The sequence below is a fragment of the Burkholderiales bacterium genome, from assembly GCA_035560005.1.
GTDB lineage: Bacteria > Pseudomonadota > Gammaproteobacteria > Burkholderiales > Eutrophovitaceae > DASRFY01.
Window position 1 is genome coordinate 53336 of record DATMAN010000097.1, and the last position, 16330, is coordinate 69665.

Consider the following 16330-nt stretch of genomic DNA (forward strand, 5'->3'; position numbering starts at 1 on the left):
TCGCGACCGAAAGGTCGCCAGACCCTGTCAATGACGATTGAGAATCGCGGATGGCATGGCGGGGCTCGCGCGTGCGATTGCCGTCTGCCTTCCGGGAGCGGGACATGTCTGACGACATTCTGAGCCTGACGGCCGCCGAACTCGTAGAGCATTACCGCCAGCGGCGCCTGTCTCCGGTGGAAGTCGTGCGAGCGGCGCTGCAGCGCATTGCCGCTCTGAATCCGATCTACAACGCGTTCGTGCTGGTGGACGAAGCGCGGGCCCTGAAGGATGCACGTGAATCGGAAGCGCGCTGGATGCGCGGCGCGCCGGCCGGTCTGGTGGACGGCGTGCCGGCCACGGTCAAGGACCTGATCGTCACGCAGGGCTGGCCGACCTTGCGCGGTTCGCGCACCATCGATCCGAAGCAAGAATGGAACGAGGATGGCCCGCCGGTGGCGCGAATGCGGGAGCAGGGGGCGGTTTTCCTGGGCAAGACCACGACGCCCGAGTTCGGATGGAAGGGCGTGACCGACAGCCCGCTTACCGGGGTCACCCTCAACCCCTGGGATGCCAGACTCACCCCGGGAGGAAGCAGCGGAGGCGCGGCGGTCGCCGCGGCTTTCGGAATGGGTGTTCTGCATATTGCCACCGACGGAGGCGGCTCGATCCGGATCCCGGCCGGATTCTGCGGATTGTTCGGATTCAAGCCGACCTTCGGGATCGTGCCAGTGCATCCACACTCGCCAGCGCTGACGCTTTGGCATCAGGGGCCGATCTCGCGCACGGTGGCCGACGCCGCGCTGATGCTCACCGTTATCGCGCGTCCTGATCCGCGCGACTGGTACCAGGCGCCGGCGCTCGATATCGACTACCGCAAGGATCCGGACGCCGGTGTCAGGGGCCGCCTGCGAATCGCGTACAGCCGGGCTCTCGGTTACGCCCGGGTCGATCCGGAGGTCGCAATGCTGGTCGAGCGGGGCGTGCGCGTTTTCGAGTCACTGGGCGCGATCGTGGAAGAAATCGACCTTGCGCTCCAGGACCCGATTTCGATCATGCGCCCGCTGTGGTCGGTGGCTCTGGCCATGGCCGTTGCGCCAATGACACCCGAGCAGCGTGCGCTGGTTGATCCGCCGCTGCTGGAACTGGCCGAGCCGGGGATGCGCCTGAGCGCGCTGGAGTACCGGCAGCTGGAGCGCGAGCGCGAGACATTTGCGCGCCGCATGTGCATGCTGCACCAAACCCACGACCTGCTGATCACGCCGCAACTCGCCGTCACCGCCTTCGAGGCCGGTCACGAAGTGCCGCCGGGCTCGGGCTGCAAACGCTGGTGGGAGTGGTCGCCATTTACCTATCCATTCAATCTGTCGCAGCAGCCGGCGGCGACCGTTCCGTGCGGGTTCACCCGTGCTGGCCTGCCGGTGGCGATGCAACTGATCGGCAACAAGTTTTCCGATGCAGTCGTCCTGCACGCCGCCCGCGCCTTCGAGGCGGTGCAGCCTTTCGTCATGCCGAAGATCGACGCCGCGCCCAATAGCCAGCAACTCGCGGCCGCGTCCAGCGTGCACATTCGCTAAAACACAGGCTAAGAGAAGGACGGCTTGCGGTTCAGACCCGACCGCTCAGGAGTGCGGCGAGCTGAGATTATGTCTGCGCATTTTCTCCCACAGGCTCTTGCGGGAGATTCCGAGCGCCTTCGCCGTATCGGCGATCCGTCCGTGATGTTCCTGCAGGGCCGAACTGATGAACGCCCGTTCGCAGCTCGCCAGGAAGCCGTCGAGCGCAGTTTGCCGGTGTGGGTCGGCCTGAGCAGCCTTGTCCTCGATCAGTTCGACCGACAGGATCGGGGTCGAGCTGATGATGCAGGCGCGCTCGATGACGTTTTTCAGTTCGCGGACATTGCCCGGCCATCTGCGACGCAGCAGTTCGGCCTGCGCCAGCGGGTGAATGAGCTTTCGCGGCTCTTTCTGCTGATCGCAGCTTTCCGCGACGAAGCGCGCAGCGAGCCACAGGATATCCTCCGGCCTTTCGCGCAGCGGCGGGATGTTCAGATGAACCAGATTGATGCGGTAGAAGAGATCTTCGCGGAACCGGCCGCGTTGGACTTCAGAAGGCAGATCCTTGTTGGTCGCGCAGATTACCCGGAATTTCGTTTCGACTTCGCTCTCGCCTCCAAGGCGCTTGATTCGCCGTTCCTGAAGAGCTCGTAGCAACTTGACCTGCATTGTGGCCGGTAGGTCGCCGATCTCGTCGAGAAACAACGTTCCGCCGTCGGCCTGCTCGAAAAACCCGCGCTTCATCCTGTCGGCGCCGGTGAAGGCGCCGCGCTCGAAACCGAAGAATTCCGACTCGACCAGGGTTTCCGGCAGCGCGCCGCAGTTGACCGCGATGAACGGCCTGTTTTCTCTTCCTTCGACCACGCAGGCCACCGAGTGGATGTGACGCGCGAGCACTTCCTTGCCGACGCCCGACTCCCCGGTGATCAGAATGCTCGGAGCGCGCGTGGCGATGCGATCGAGCTTTTCGCAGACCTTGCGGGCGGCAGCGGAAACGCCCAGCACGGTTTCGTGGGCAACAGGCGATACTTCCGCCCGCGCGCCGGTGATTGCGCGCACCTTTTCCACCAGCGCGCCGATGTCGAACGGCTTGGTCACGAAGTCGGCGGCGCCGAGCTTCAACAGCTCCACGGCCCTTTCCACTGTCGCGAATGCGGTGATGAAAACGAAAGGCGGCACCAGCGGCTGGTCGCGAATCACTTGGCGGAACACGTCTTCCCCGGGAATGTCCGGAAGGCGCAGGTCGCTGATGACCGCGGCGTAGCGATTGAGCGAGATCGAGCGCAGGGCTGCGGCTCCGGTCGAACACCAGTCGACTTCGAAGCCCTCCAGCCCGAAGCGATCCGACAGGGACTCGCCCATGATCGGATCGTCTTCAATCAGACAAAGCCGGGCTCCTGGCATCGGTTTGAGTCTTGACCGGCAACAGCACCTCAAAAAGCGTATACCCCGGCGCGCTCGAAGTCGATATCGTTCCGCCCAGCTGCGTCACGATCTGATAGCTGACCCACAGCCCCAGGCCGAATGTTCTCCCCGAACCGGTCTTTGCGTCTGGCTGGTAAGGTTCGAACAGCCGCCCGAGCGCGTCCATGGGAATGTGCTGTCCCGAGTTGCAAATCCGGATCGACAGGCGCGCCTCGTCCAACGAAACCTCCACACCGACCTTCCCTTCGTGTTCCACTGCCTTGGCTGCATTGAGCAGGAGATTCAGGCCGAGCTGGCGCACCAGATGCGCGGGAAGCGGAACGGATTCGTTCACCCGCACTTCCCAGGAGAGATGGACTTGCTTGGCGGCGAGTTGAGGCGCAATCAGTGTCTTCAGGTCCTGCCAATCGGCGCCATGCATGGCCGGCGAGTCGATTTTCGCCTCCAGCAGAAGGGCGCCGACCGTAGCTCGAATCTGCGCCAGCCCCCTTCTCAGCAGGCCGAGGGTTTTTTCGGTGAAGGCGTCGACGTTGCCATGCCGCGACAACGTGTCTACCGCGTTGAGCATCCCGCCAAGGGGGTTGTTGATCTCATGTGCAATTCCAGCCGATACCCGTCCCACCGCCGCGAGTCGCTCGGCGACCACTACTTGATGTTCGAGCGCCTCCTTTTCCGCCAGTTGGTTGAGCATGTCGCGGAACTGTCCGGCAAGCTGGCCGATTTCGTCGGAGCCTTTGGGCTCGACGTTGGCCGCGAGCGCTTGCGGAGGTTCGCGCCCCACTTTTGCCATCACGTCGGCCAGTCGCGACAGCGGTTTCGCCATGCGATTGCCCCATATCCACCCGAGCGGCACAAGGATGAGCAAACCCGGCACGCTGATCGCCGCGACTTCCAGAAGCACAAGCGCGACACGGTCATAGAGCCGCTGCGCGTCGTAGGACAGCAGCACGAAACCCAGTGCGCTGCCGTCCTCAGAGATCACCCGCATCGCGCCGGTGGCGTCCTCATCGGAGAAGTACCCCGGAAAATCGAACTGGAACTCCGATTCGTTGCCGGACACGCCTTGCAAAGCGAGCACCATCTCCCTTGGGAGCGAAGCTCGGTCCATGCCGAAGGGGAACTTTTTGGGGCTCGATGAAGCGTAAACCCGTTGCCGCGTATCCAGGACGACAATGTCGCGCAGCGGACTGGACAGGTCCTTCGTGGCAACCGGCGCCCGTACGATCTCGAAGGCTCTCCATAGATCATCCTTGACCAGCGGTTCGCGCACGGTCCAGCTCAGCGTTTTGGCCAGACTGTTGGCGCTGGACTGCATGTCGCGCTTCGCGTCCGCCAGGGCGCGGGTGAGCAATGCCGCGGTCAGCACAATTTCCGTCATCAAAATGACAGCGGTCAGGGCGAGCGGGATCTTGAACCGGTAGCTGAGGTTGGCGAACAATTTCGCTCCTAGAGCAGGTCCCCGACCAGTCTCAGATTGGCTTCGACGCTGGCGAAAAGTTTGTGGGTGCCTCTTTCGAAACCATCGAGGTTCAGCTGCTGTAGCAGGGCGCTCCCGGCCGGGTCATCGTGCATCGACACGAAAGCCCCTTGCAGCGACTGGAAGTCCCTTTCCGGCAGGCTGCGTCGCGCCACGATCGGAGGGAATCCATACTCCCTCGACTTCCATGCGACACGCGTTCCTTCCGTGGTTTTCGGAATCTGTTTGCGCATCGTGTCCCACACATACCCGTCGACCGACCCTCCGTGCGCCAAGCCCAGCGCCACCGCATCCACCACCCGGCGATGCGAGAAGGTAAAGAAACTCTTCAGGAAGAAACGATTGGGAGTCTCCTTGGCGTGGTGCAATTCGACCCTTGGTACGAGGCACCCCGAGTTCGATTGCGGATCGCTGAAGGCGTAGATATGTCCCCGCAAATCGCTAATGTGCCGCGTGCGGGTGTCTTCGCTCTGGACGATGAGGTAGGAGCGGTACAGCGGCTTGCCTTCGTACACCGGCACACACAGCAGGCGCAAATGGGACAGGTTCATCAAGTACGGCGGGCTGCACACCCAGGCGGCATCCAACTGGCCGGAAAGCAGAAGATCGGTGATTTCCTGGTAGGAACGGCGCCGGGCGAAACCGACCTTGCGTTCCAGCCGTTCCTCGAGGTACTTCTGCCAGACAGACAGAAGCGAGAGGTGGTCGTCCAGAAAGACCGGCGTGGTGCCGATCCTGATTTCCTCGCGTGGCGCCGACTGGCGATCGGCCAAGGCCGTGCCTGGCGCTGATACCAGAGCAAGCGCACCGGCGAGAAATTTTCTGCGGCCGGTAGCGTTACCATTCGGGAACATTACGCTGCTCCTCCTTTCCGGCGCAGTTACCGCCCGGTAATCAATCTGTCCTGCTCGGCGCGCCGACGCGCCGCACCAAACGCTTCTAAACAAACACGTACGCGACTGGCACGTGATTTGCCCACGCGAGCGCGAAGCCCCGCCCCAACAAGATTAGCGATTTTCCTGCCGAGGAGGAGTCATGTCCGCACAACTCAGCCGCCGCAGTTTCCTCAAGCTTGGAGCCGGCGCCGTCGCCTCAGGCACGGTTGCCACGGTCGCCACTGGCGCAAACGCCGCGCCGACCGATACCAGCAAGACCATCCTTCCCTATCCTCGAAAAGTCGTGGGAGTGGCGAACAGGATGGCGGTAAACACGCCGGTCGCGTTCAGCTATCCCGACGCGGCCTCGCCCTGCGCCGTGGTCAAACTCGGCAAATCCGTTCCGGGCGGCGTGGGCCCGGAGGCCGACATCGTTGCCTACAGCACGCTGTGCACACACATGGGCTGCCCGGTCAGCTATGACGCTGCGAATCGGGTTTTCAAATGCGGGTGCCATTACAGCATCTTCGACGCCGAGAAGGATGGGCAGATGGTCTGCGGGCAGGCGACCGAGAATCTTCCGCGCGTCGCGCTCGAGTACGACGAAACGACCGGGCGCATCAGTGCGGTGGGAATGGAAGGACTGATCTACGGACGGCAGGCAAACGTGCTCTGACGGATTACAGGAGGAAACGATGGCTCTTCGCAAGGACCGTATCGCACTGCCGCCAATCAACGCGCGGCGTACGAACATGACCTGCCACTTCTGTATCGTGGGCTGCGGTTATCACGTCTACAAGTGGCCCGAGGGACAAGAGGGTGGGAGGGCGCCGAACCAGAATGCGCTCGCGCTGGACTTTCGCCGACAGCTCCCGCCGCTGCAGGTGGTCATGACCCCCGCCATGACCAATGTCATCACCGACGAGGACGGCCGCCGCTACAACATCATGATCATCCCCGACCGGAACTGCGCGGTGAACCAGGGCCTTCCGTCGACGCGCGGCGGCATGCTCGCTCACTACATGTATACACCGACCGGAGTGGGTCAGCACCGCCTCAAGGAGCCGCGTATCTTCACAGGCGACCAGTGGCTCGATACCACTTGGGACAAGGCGCTCGCCATCTACGCCGGCGTCACGAAGAAGATACTGGACAACGACGGCCCCGATGGCCTGGTGTTCAACTGTTTCGACCACGGCGGCGCGGGCGGCGGCTTCGAGAACACCTGGGGCACGGGCAAGCTCATGTTCACCGCGCTCCAGACACCCATGGTGCGCATCCACAACCGCCCGGCCTACAACTCCGAATGTCACGCCACGCGCGACATGGGCATTGGCGAGTTGAACAACGCCTACGAGGACGCCGAAGTCGCAGACGTCCTGTTCGGCATCGGCGCGAACCAGTACGAGACCCAGACCAATTACTTCCTAGCCCACTGGCTGCCGAACCTACAGGGCGCCACGGTCGACAAGAAGAAGAACTGGTTTCCGGGCGAGAGCGTCGGTCCGGGGAAGATTGTCTTCGTCGATCCCCGTCGCACGCCGACTGTCGCGGTGGCCGAGCAGGCCGCCGGCAAGGAGAACGTGCTGCACCTGGACATCCAGCCCGGTACGGATATCGCGCTTTTCAACGGCTTGTTCACGCACGTCGTCGAACAGGGCTGGATCGACAAGGACTTTATCACCAAACACACCGTTGGCTTCGACGAAGCAGTGAAAGCCAACCGTATGAGCCTCGATGAATGCTCGCGGATCACCGGTGTTCCCGTCGCCAAACTCAGGCAAGCGGCCGAGTGGGCATACAAGCCCAAGGGGCCCGGGCAGATGAAGCGCACCATGCACGGCTACGAGAAGGGGATCATCTGGGGCAACGACAACTACTTGATCCAGTCGTCACTGGTCGATCTGGTCCTTGCCACCCACAATGTTGGACGGCGTGGCACCGGCGTCGTGCGCATGGGCGGCCATCAGGAGGGCTATGCGCGTCCACCCTATCCTGGGGACAGGAAGATCTACGTCGATCAGGAGATCATCCAGGGCCGCGGGCAGATGCTCACCAGCTGGGGCTGCAACAATTTCCAGACTACGCTCAACGCCGAGGAATACCGCGAGGTGATCCACCGCCGTAGCAACATCGTGAAAGAGGCGATGGCAAAGGCGCGCGGCGCGACCACGGAGCAACTGGTGGATGCGATCTACGAAGCGACCAGGAACGGCGGCCTCTACGTCGTGCAGATCGATCTCTACCCGGTGATGTTCGGGGACGCGGCACACATGCAGCTTCCGGCCGCGCATCCGGGCGAAATGAACCTCACCTCGATGAACGGCGAGCGGCGCCTGCGTTTGTCGGAGCGTTTCATGGATCCGCCCGGCAGTGCGAGGCCCGATTGCCTCATTGCCGCCGACATCGCCAACAGCCTGAAGCGTCTCTATGAGGCGGAGGGAAACGCCGAAATGGCGAAGCGCTTTTCCGGATTCGAGTGGAAAACGGAAGAGGACGTCTTCAACGACGGCTTCCGGCGTGCCGGTCGGCCAGGGGCTGGACCGATCGACAGCCAAGGCGGGAATACGGGCTATCTGGCCACCTACGAGTTGCTGCGTAAGGCGGGCAACAACGGCGTCCAGCTCCCCATCAAAGAGTTTAGAGAGGGCAGGCTCATCGGCACCGAGATGCTCTATACCGACAACAAGTTCGACACGGCCGATGGCAAGGCAAAGTTCCTGCCCGCTCCCTGGCCGGGGCTGCCCAAGCCGGTGCAGGCGCAGAAGGACAAGCATCGCTTCTGGATCAACAACGGACGGGTCAACGAGGTGTGGCAGACCGGTTACCACAACAAGTACGACCACTTCGTGCGCGATCGCTACCCAATGGCGATCATCGAGATGAACCCGAAGGATGCGCAATCGCTCGGGATCAGTTCCGGCGATATCGTCGAGGTGTACAACGACTACGGTTCGACGTATGCCATGGCCTATCTCGAGCGCGACATCAAGACCGATCAGACCTTTATGCAGTTCGGCTGGTACAACGGGGTGGTGGGCGACGTTGTGACCGAGTGGACCGACCGCAACATCGTTCCCTATTACAAGGGTACATGGGCGAGCATCCGCCGGATCGGCGCGATGGAAGACTACGAGCGCACGGTGAGTTTCAAGAGCCGGCGTTACGGCTGAACAGCCGCGCGGTCCCCGGCTTCGGGCGTGGCACCGCAGGCTCGTGGCAGTCTTCCCCGAGCCTGCGTTGACCCTCTGAACCGAGACTGTCCGAAAGCGTCCCGTGAAAATCGACGAACTGCCGCTCGAAACGCTGCCTCTGTCGCGAGGGCGGAATCTTGTGTCGCCGCGCGACGCGGGAAGACGGGCTTTCGGCTTTACCGGGCAATCGGGCAATGGAAAGACGAGCTTGCTCGAAAAGGTCATTGAGCACCTCATCCTGGATGGCTTCACCATTTCCGCCATAAAGCACGCCCATCATGGCTTCGATATCGACAAGCCGGGCAAGGACTCCTATCGAATGCGGGAGGCCGGATGTAACGAAGTCATGCTGGTGGGTGACCAGCGCTGGGTGCTGATGCGCGAATTTCGCCGGCAACCGGAGCCCGATCTCGGCATGCTGCTTTCGCGCATGGAACCGGTCGATCTCGTTCTGGTGGAGGGGTTTCGCGACTCTCCGATCCCCAAGATCGAGGTATTCCGTTCGAGTCTCGGCAAAGCGCCGCTTTGGCCGAACAATGCGACGATCGTCGCGGTGGCAAGCGACGAAAGCCTGGATATCGACCTGCCGCTTCTGGATCTGAACGACCCGCGCCAGATCGCCGACTTCGTCAGAAGGTACGTCCTGGCCTGATCGCACGTGGGCGCCGCGCTACGCCCGCGCCTGCCCTCTTGCCAGATTTCAACGTTTCAAGTATCGTTGAAACGTGGACAGCATGGAAGCGGCCCGCGCCTTGTCCGCGCTCGGGCATGAAACCCGTCTCGCTATCTTTCGGATCCTGGTTCAGGCCGGGCCGTCGGGCGTGGCTGCGGGCGACATCGCGCGCGAACTGGACCTTGCGCCCAACGCGTTGTCCTTCCACCTCAAGGACCTCGCGCACGCCGGGCTGATCGCGGCGCGCCAGGAGGGGCGCTACCTGATCTACTCGGCGAACTTCCAGTCGATGAACGCCGTGGTGTCCTATCTGATGGAGAACTGTTGCGGCGGAACCTCGTGCGACAAGCCGGCCGCCGCCGCACAACCAAAGAATCGAAGGAGCAAACGATGAAACGCATGCACGTGCACGTCGCAGTGTCGGATCTGGATGCCAGCGTCGGGTTCTACTCGAAGCTGTTCGGCGCGCAGCCCTCGGTACTCAAGCCCGACTACGCCAAGTGGACGCTGGAGGACCCGCGGGTCAACTTCGCGATCTCCTCCCGCGGTCTCAAGCCCGGTCTCGACCACCTCGGCATCCAGGTCGAGTCCGACAACGAACTGACCGAACTGCACGACCGGCTCGAGGCGGCGGGCCAGGCGATCTTCTCGCAGGAAAACACCACTTGCTGCTATGCGCGCTCGGACAAGCACTGGGTAACCGACCCGCAAGGCATTGCCTGGGAGGCTTTCCACACGCTGGAGGGCGCCCCGACTTACGGAGCCGAGCGCAAGCCGGGCGCGGAGCAGGGTGCGTGCTGCGCCCCAGCGCCGCAGACGGTGAGGGTCGCGGGGCGGCGCGAGCCCGCGGCTGCGCTTGCAGGCGCAGCGGACAGTCGCTGTTGCTGAAGGGAGCCGTGGCCGACCGCACGTTCAACGTCCTGTTTCTGTGCACGGGCAACTCGGCGCGCAGCATCATGGCGGAGGCGCTGTTGAACCGCTCCGGCCAGGGCCGGTTTCGCGCGTTCAGTGCCGGCAGCCATCCTGCGGGGCGGGTGAACCCCCTGGTGGCCGAGTTCCTTCGACTGCAGCACCTCCCGGTAGAGGGCGCGCGCAGCAAATCGTGGGATGAATTCGCGGTGCCCGGTGCCCCGATGCTCCACTGCGTGATCACAGTGTGCGACGAGGCGGCCGGGGAAGCGTGTCCGGTATGGCCAGGGCAGCCCGTTACCGCGCATTGGAGTGTGCCCGACCCGGCTCGTTTCATGGAGCAACCGGAGCAGGCGCGCAAGGTGATCCGGGAAGCATTCGACACGCTGCAGCGCCGCGTTCAGCTCTTGGTCGCCCTGCCGGTGGAAAGCCTGGACCGGCTCGCCCTCCAAGGCGCGTTGCGCGAGATCGGGCGCGCGCGCTGAGCTGCCACCTCGCTGGCTGGATCCCTCGGCCGGTCATGCCCCGGGTGGTCAGCACCGGTCCCGGACCTCGGGCAGCACCGCGATGCAGGAGGTCATCCCGGGGATCCGGCGGGCGCACCCCGAAGCCGGCTTCCGAGCCGCATGGAGCCATGCGCTTGCCGCACCGATGCGGCGTTTCAAGGAACCAGCCGCGGCACCTCCGGTTCTAAGGGCCACGGCGCCGGACGCACAAGGTTCGCTCGAAGTAAGCGCTTGTTCGAAGCGCCGAGTCCCGGGCGGAAGGTGAGGGGTCCCCCGGCCCTGTGCGATTTCGTATCTGGACAGCGGCAGCCGACGGACTATGCTTGTCGATCTCGTCCTGCGCTCGCCGGTCCGCGCGCCGGGATCGTCTGAACAATCCGTTGATACAACAGGAGCCAACCGTGCCAACTCTCAACGTGAACGGAAAGCAGGTCAATGTCGACGTCGAACCCGAGATGCCGCTGTTGTGGGTGTTGCGGGACGAGCTGGGATTGACCGGAACGAAATACGGGTGCGGGATCGCGTTGTGCGGTGCCTGTACTGTGCACCTCGATGGGCAGCCCGTGCGCTCGTGCGTCATACCGGTGTCCGCGGCCGCCGGCAAGAAGGTGACGACCATCGAAGGGCTGTCCAAAGACGGGTCCCACCCGGTTCAGAGGGCCTGGGTACAGCTTCAGGTGCCGCAATGCGGCTATTGCCAGAGCGGCATGATCATGGCGGCGGCGGCGCTGCTCAAGGAGAAGAAGAAACCGACCGACGCGGACATCGCGGCCGCGGTGACCAATATCTGCCGGTGCGGAACCTACCCGCGCGTGCGTGACGCCATTCACCTTGCCGCCCGCTCGGCGTAACAGGAGGTTGCCATGACGACTCGACAAGCTTTCGCGCAAGGCCGTCGCGAGTTTCTCATCAAGAGCGCCGCGTTCACCGGAGCGCTCACGATCGGATTCAGGCTGCCAGGCGCAGCCATGGCCGCCGACGGCGCGGCGCCCGAGGTCACCCACTGGATCGTGATCCAGCCCGATGACACCGTGATCATCCGCATCGCCCGCTCCGAGCTGGGGCAGGGCACCTTCACCGGGCTTGCGCAACTGGTCGCCGAAGAACTCGAATGCGACTGGAGCAAGGTGCGTCCCGAGTATGCGGACGTGAACGAGCACGTGCGCCGCAACCGCATCTTCAAGGACATGTCCACCGGCGGCAGCCGCGGCATCCGCGACTCGCAGGAGTACGTGCGCAAGGCCGGCGCGGCCGCGCGCGAGATGCTGGTGGCGGCGGCCGCCCAGCAGTGGGGCGTGGCGGCTTCCGAGTGCAAGGTGGCCAACAGCGTCATCACGCATCCCTCGGGCAAGCGCACCACCTTCGGCAAGGTCGCCGCGGTGGCTTCGAAGCTCGAAGTTCCGGCCGATCCGAAGCTGAAGGACCCGAAAGACTGGAAGGTGATCGGCACCTCCCCGGCGCGTTTCGACATCCCCGACAAGACCACCGGCAAACAGGTCTATGCGGCAGACGTGCGCCTGCCAGGCCTGTTGCACGCGGCCATCGTTCAATGTCCGGTGTTCGGCGGCAAGCTCAAAAGCTACGACGAATCCAAGGTCACAGGCATGCGCGGCGTCAAGCGCGTGGTGGCCGGCGATGACTGGGTGGCGGTGGTGGCGGACAACTGGTGGCGCGCCGACCGTGCGCTCAAGGCGTTGCCGGTGCAATGGGACGTGGGTGAAAACGCCAACGTCTCCAGCGAATCGATCAAGGCATTCCTGCGCACCGGTATCGACGCCGAGGACGTGCCGGTGGCGCGCAAGGACGGCGACGTGGCCGGCGCATTCGCCGGCGCGGCCAAGGTGCTCGAAGCGGAGTACTACACGCCGTATCTGAACCACGCGACGATGGAGCCGCAGACCGCCACCGCGCTGTACCGGGAAGACCGGCTGGACGTGTGGGTCGGCACGCAAAACGGTGAAGCGAGTATTGCGGCGGCATCCGAGACCGCCGGCATTCCGCTGGAAAACGTCTACGTGCACAAGATGCACGCGGGCGGCGGCTTCGGCCGGCGTGGACCGCACCAAGAATACACCAAGCAGGCGGTCAAGATCGCGATGGCGCTGCCGGGTACGCCGGTGCGCCTGCAGTGGTCGCGCGAGGAGGACATGCGCCAAGGACGCTACCGTCCGGTGGGCATCATCAAGCTGCGTGGGGCGCTGGACACACGCGGCAACTGGATCGCCTGGCATGTGCGGCAGGCCGACCAGTCGATCATCGTCACCGTACGGCCGGCCATGATCAAGGACGGCGTGGATCCGATCAATACTCGCTGTTTCGCGGACAACCCCTACGCGGTGCCCAACTTCCTCAACGAGTACGCGATGCGCAATCCTCACGTGCCGCCGGGGTTCTGGCGTGCGGTGGCGCATACCAACAATCCGTTGGCACGCGAGTGCTTCATCGACGAGCTGGCGGTGGCAGCGGGCAAGGATCCGTACCAGTTCCGGCGGCCTTTGCTGCAAGGCACGAAGGACCTGGCCGTGCTGGATGCGGTAGCCAAGGCCGCCAACTGGGACCGGCCGCCCGCGAAGGGCGTGCATCGCGGCATCGCGGTGGTCGATTCCTACGGCAGCTTCACCGCCTCGGTGGTCGAGATCGCGATGAACGGCAACGCCATCGACGTGCAGCGCGTGATCGTGGCGATCGACTGCGGCTATGTGTGCCACCGCGACGCGGTGATCGCGCAGGTCGAGGGGGGCGTGGTCTGGGGCTTGAGCTCCGCGATGTACGAGGAAATCACGATCCAGGACGGGCGGGTGGTGCAGAGCAATTTCTCGGACTATCCGGTGCTGCGGCTGGCCGAAACTCCGCCGAAGATCGAGGCCGTGCTCGTGCCTTCGGGCGGCTTCTGGGGCGGGGTGGGCGAACCGCCGATCGGCGCCGTCATCCCCGCGTTGTGCAACGCGATCCATGCCGCCACCGGCAAGCGCGTGCGCTCGCTGCCGCTCAGGCATCACGGGTTCAGCTACGCCACGTAAGACACTGAGTGCGTGAAGTGGTGACTGTGCAGGGCCTTGAGAGGTGAAAGCGAAGGGTACTTTCGGCAGTCACGACTCTCACGGTTTTACCCGCCGGCGCGCCTTGGGCGCGCTGGCGGCTGGCGCTACTGTGCTGTTGGTGCGCCCGCTGGCTGCCACACCCGAGGCTTTGCAGACCGCGCTGCGCGAAACGTTCGGCGACCGCGCCATTCTTCCGGGCAAGGTGACGCTGGAGCTGCCCAAGCTGGCCGAGAGCGGAAACGTGGTACCGGTCACGATCAGCGTGGACAGTCCGATGACCGAGCGCGACCACGTGAAGAGCATTCACCTCTTTGCCGAAAGGAACCATCTGCCCCGGATCTTCGAGGCCCGGCTGGGTCCTTCCAACGGCCGGGCCCGCGTGGCCTCCCGTATCCGCCTCGTGACCTCCCAGCGTGTCGTCGCGGCGGCCGTCATGAGCGACGAGAGCGTCTGGTCGGCGGCGTTCGACATTGAAGTGACCGTGTCGAGCTGCGGATGAGCAAGCTGGGAGCGGCGCGCGTGCGCGTGCCGGAACGCGCGAGCCGGGGCGAGGTCATCGAGATCCGCGCCATGGTCGAGCATCCGATGGAGTCGGGCTTTCGCGTCGACAATGTCGGACGCACGATCCCGCGGCACATCGTGGAGTCGTTCACCTGCACTTACAACGGTCGGGAAATCTTCCGGGTGCGACTGCATCCGGCGGTGTCGACCAATCCCTATTTCCTTTTCCACGCGGTCGCGACCGAGTCGGGGCAACTGGTATTCACCTGGACCGACGATCAGGGCGGCCGGGTGACGCATGCGGTGGACATCGAGGTCGCGTAGCTGTCACCGGCTGCGCGAGAAAAAAAGTCCGCGTCATCGCGGACTTTTTTCAGGCGCTGAAGACCTGCGGCTCAGTCGTGCTTCTTCCAGCCCTTCTTCTTGCCTCGGGCATGGCCCGGAGGGCCACCCGCCGGCTCGCGCACGACCACTGTCTCCTTGACGACGACGGTCTGGGTCTTGGCGGACTTGTCGGTGGTGCTCGAGCCGATGGCCGCGCCGGTTGCGCCGCCAATCGCACCGCCGATGATCGCCCCGTCCCGCCCGCCGATCGCAGAGCCGACCGCCGCGCCGGCGCCGCCGCCGATGGCGCCTCCGACCACCGCTCCCTTGTCGATCTCTCCCGCGAGGACAGAGGCCGACAGACCCAGTCCGAGCACTGCGCTTACCAGCAATTGCCGTTTCATCGTTGTCCTCTCTAACGTGACTGACCGCGCAGGATGTCGATGCAAGAGATGTGCCGGTGATCGGTGCGCACCAAGTCACCGGGCAGGCGTGAAGAATTCCCGATTGTCGCCCGGAGGCGACGCGAAGAACACGACGCAGTACGCCTTCTGCCGTCCGATCTTCAGGCATTGGCAAAGGTCTCCCGGCCGGGGTGGGAGGGGCGACTCAGGGCTTGATGAAGAACGAGCCGGTCTCCGAAGCATCGCGGTTCACGGCCTCGACCTTCGTTGAGGCAAATGCCCAGAGATCATCGCTCTGGATCCCCAGGTAGATGGGCTCGGCGTTGTCGCGATGGATATTGATCTTGGCGTTGTAGACGACGCGGGTCGTGCCGTGCTTGTCCCGGATGTGATAGCGGTTCACCAGATAGCGCCCGCCCCCCAGGCTCTTGCCGGTCAGGTAACAGCGAATCTGCTCGATGTGCCCGCCGGACACCGCCAGGCCCTTCAGTTGTTCGAGCGTTGCCGCGGTTCTCTCGACGAAATCCAGCGTGTCGTGGCGGCCCGGCCCGGGCTTGCCGTGGTCACCGGTTTCGAAGTCGCCCAGCAGAATCTGACCCGGCAGCGCCTTCTCGATCATGCGTGAAAGGTCGATGGTCACCTGCCCGACGATGTAGCTGAATGTGGTCGGGTTCAGCCCGTCCACTTGATGGAACTCGTAGTGCTCGCCGATGTGGAACGCCGCGCGCAGGCGCGGCACCCAGGCGCTGCTCGCCTTGCGCTGCGCGATCGCGTTATCGGCCAGGATCATCATCATGAGCTTGTATAACGCCACGTTGCCGGCCGGACCCGGTTCCCGGTTCCAGATGTAGAATCCGTCGCCGGTAGTGGTGCGAGCGAAGTTCACGTGAATGTCCTTCGACAGCAGCTGCTGGTAGGCGGAATTCACCGAGTAGGACAGACTGTTCAGCATCGCCATCTGATCGAGCGGCGGTTGCAGCGAGAACTCCACCGCGTCGAGCAGCATGACCGCTCTGCCGCGCACCAGCGACGCACTGTAGCGCCGTACCAGCTCGCTGATCAGCGCAGGCGGCACGTCGACGCCGATGCGAAAACCGACCGGCACTGAACGCGGCTGCGCGCCGAGCGCCTTGCAGGCGCGGTCGAAGCGATCGGGTTCCAGATACTTCGAGCCCGACAGCAGGTCGTTGACGAACGCAACCGCATTTTCCACGCCGGCGGGGTTGTGCCCCGTGCCGTGAATCGCTTCCGGAATGGCGTAGTGGCGCACCGCCAGGAACTGCAGCGCGCGATCGCCCTGAGTCCAGGCCAGCACCAGGTTGTCTCCCAGACCCCACATCGCGAACAGGGCGTCGTCGATGTCCGAGAGCGCGCTGCGCAGCCCCGGTGCCAGAACCGACAGGCCGCCTCCCGTGTCGCTCATAGCGCTGAGCCAGCTTGCTCTTCTCATCGTTCGTCCTCGAAGG

The 16330-nt window shown here is 64.0% G+C and carries 16 protein-coding genes; 11 read left to right on the forward strand and 5 right to left on the reverse strand.

The genetic code is table 11. From position 1 onward, the window contains the following. Window positions 1-104: 104 nt before the first annotated feature. Window positions 105-1556, forward strand: a complete 1452-nt coding sequence (locus VNM24_15265; GenBank protein ID HWQ39941.1) for an amidase — start codon at window positions 105-107, stop codon at window positions 1554-1556. A gap of 45 nt (window positions 1557-1601) precedes the next feature. On the opposite strand, the gene VNM24_15270 is transcribed toward VNM24_15265, so the two are convergent. Genes VNM24_15270 through VNM24_15280 form a run of 3 tightly spaced genes read right to left on the reverse strand, consistent with a single transcriptional unit; the run spans window position 1602 to window position 5210 of the window. Further along, on the reverse strand, window positions 1602-2897 hold the full coding sequence (locus VNM24_15270) for a sigma-54 dependent transcriptional regulator (protein ID HWQ39942.1): 1296 nt from the start codon (window positions 2895-2897) through the stop codon (window positions 1602-1604). A 13-nt stretch (window positions 2898-2910) separates the two neighbouring features. Next, window positions 2911-4398, reverse strand: coding sequence for a HAMP domain-containing sensor histidine kinase (locus VNM24_15275; protein HWQ39943.1), 1488 nt, complete (start codon window positions 4396-4398; stop codon window positions 2911-2913). Window positions 4399-4406: 8 nt separating this feature from the next. Next, the gene (locus VNM24_15280; protein ID HWQ39944.1) at window positions 4407-5210 is read right to left on the reverse strand and encodes a PhnD/SsuA/transferrin family substrate-binding protein; all 804 of its coding nucleotides are present in this window, start codon (window positions 5208-5210) and stop codon (window positions 4407-4409) included. Window positions 5211-5472: 262 nt separating this feature from the next. Here VNM24_15280 and VNM24_15285 point away from each other — a divergent pair, with 262 nt between their 5' ends. The 10 genes from VNM24_15285 (at window position 5473) to soxZ (ending at window position 14460) form a co-directional block, all read left to right on the forward strand. Beyond that, a complete protein-coding gene (locus tag VNM24_15285) occupies window positions 5473-5988 on the forward strand; it encodes an arsenate reductase (azurin) small subunit (protein ID HWQ39945.1) in 516 nt (171 codons plus the stop codon). Window positions 5989-6007: 19 nt separating this feature from the next. Continuing rightward, window positions 6008-8485 (forward strand): arsenate reductase (azurin) large subunit, encoded by a 2478-nt coding sequence (locus VNM24_15290; GenBank protein ID HWQ39946.1) that lies wholly within the window; start codon window positions 6008-6010, stop codon window positions 8483-8485. A gap of 103 nt (window positions 8486-8588) precedes the next feature. After that, the gene (gene mobB, locus VNM24_15295; GenBank protein HWQ39947.1) at window positions 8589-9158 is read left to right on the forward strand and encodes a molybdopterin-guanine dinucleotide biosynthesis protein B; all 570 of its coding nucleotides are present in this window, start codon (window positions 8589-8591) and stop codon (window positions 9156-9158) included. 73 nt (window positions 9159-9231) lie between these two features. Further along, a complete protein-coding gene (locus VNM24_15300) occupies window positions 9232-9573 on the forward strand; it encodes a metalloregulator ArsR/SmtB family transcription factor (protein ID HWQ39948.1) in 342 nt (113 codons plus the stop codon). After that, window positions 9570-10067: an ArsI/CadI family heavy metal resistance metalloenzyme gene (locus VNM24_15305; GenBank protein HWQ39949.1), complete on the forward strand. Its 498-nt coding sequence runs from the start codon at window positions 9570-9572 to the stop codon at window positions 10065-10067. The genes VNM24_15300 and VNM24_15305 overlap by 4 nt, the downstream gene beginning before the upstream one ends. 8 nt (window positions 10068-10075) lie before the next feature. Further along, window positions 10076-10573 carry an arsenate reductase ArsC gene (locus tag VNM24_15310; GenBank protein HWQ39950.1) on the forward strand — a complete coding sequence of 166 codons (498 nt, stop codon included), beginning with the start codon at window positions 10076-10078 and terminating at the stop codon, window positions 10571-10573. A 422-nt stretch (window positions 10574-10995) separates the two neighbouring features. Then, window positions 10996-11445: a (2Fe-2S)-binding protein gene (locus VNM24_15315; protein HWQ39951.1), complete on the forward strand. Its 450-nt coding sequence runs from the start codon at window positions 10996-10998 to the stop codon at window positions 11443-11445. A gap of 12 nt (window positions 11446-11457) precedes the next feature. Then, on the forward strand, window positions 11458-13614 hold the full coding sequence (locus VNM24_15320; GenBank protein ID HWQ39952.1) for a molybdopterin cofactor-binding domain-containing protein: 2157 nt from the start codon (window positions 11458-11460) through the stop codon (window positions 13612-13614). Between the two features lie 43 nt (window positions 13615-13657). Further along, window positions 13658-14134: a thiosulfate oxidation carrier protein SoxY gene (locus VNM24_15325; GenBank protein ID HWQ39953.1), complete on the forward strand. Its 477-nt coding sequence runs from the start codon at window positions 13658-13660 to the stop codon at window positions 14132-14134. Further along, window positions 14131-14460, forward strand: a complete 330-nt coding sequence (gene soxZ, locus VNM24_15330; GenBank protein ID HWQ39954.1) for a thiosulfate oxidation carrier complex protein SoxZ — start codon at window positions 14131-14133, stop codon at window positions 14458-14460. Before VNM24_15325 ends, soxZ begins: the two co-directional genes overlap by 4 nt. A 71-nt stretch (window positions 14461-14531) precedes the next feature. Here the strand turns inward: soxZ and VNM24_15335 are convergent, their stop codons facing one another. Together VNM24_15335 and VNM24_15340 are read right to left on the reverse strand one after the other, a co-directional pair. After that, on the reverse strand, window positions 14532-14864 hold the full coding sequence (locus VNM24_15335; protein HWQ39955.1) for a glycine zipper domain-containing protein: 333 nt from the start codon (window positions 14862-14864) through the stop codon (window positions 14532-14534). Window positions 14865-15069: 205 nt separating this feature from the next. Continuing rightward, window positions 15070-16314, reverse strand: coding sequence for a hypothetical protein (locus VNM24_15340; protein ID HWQ39956.1), 1245 nt, complete (start codon window positions 16312-16314; stop codon window positions 15070-15072). Window positions 16315-16330: the final 16 nt, after the last annotated feature.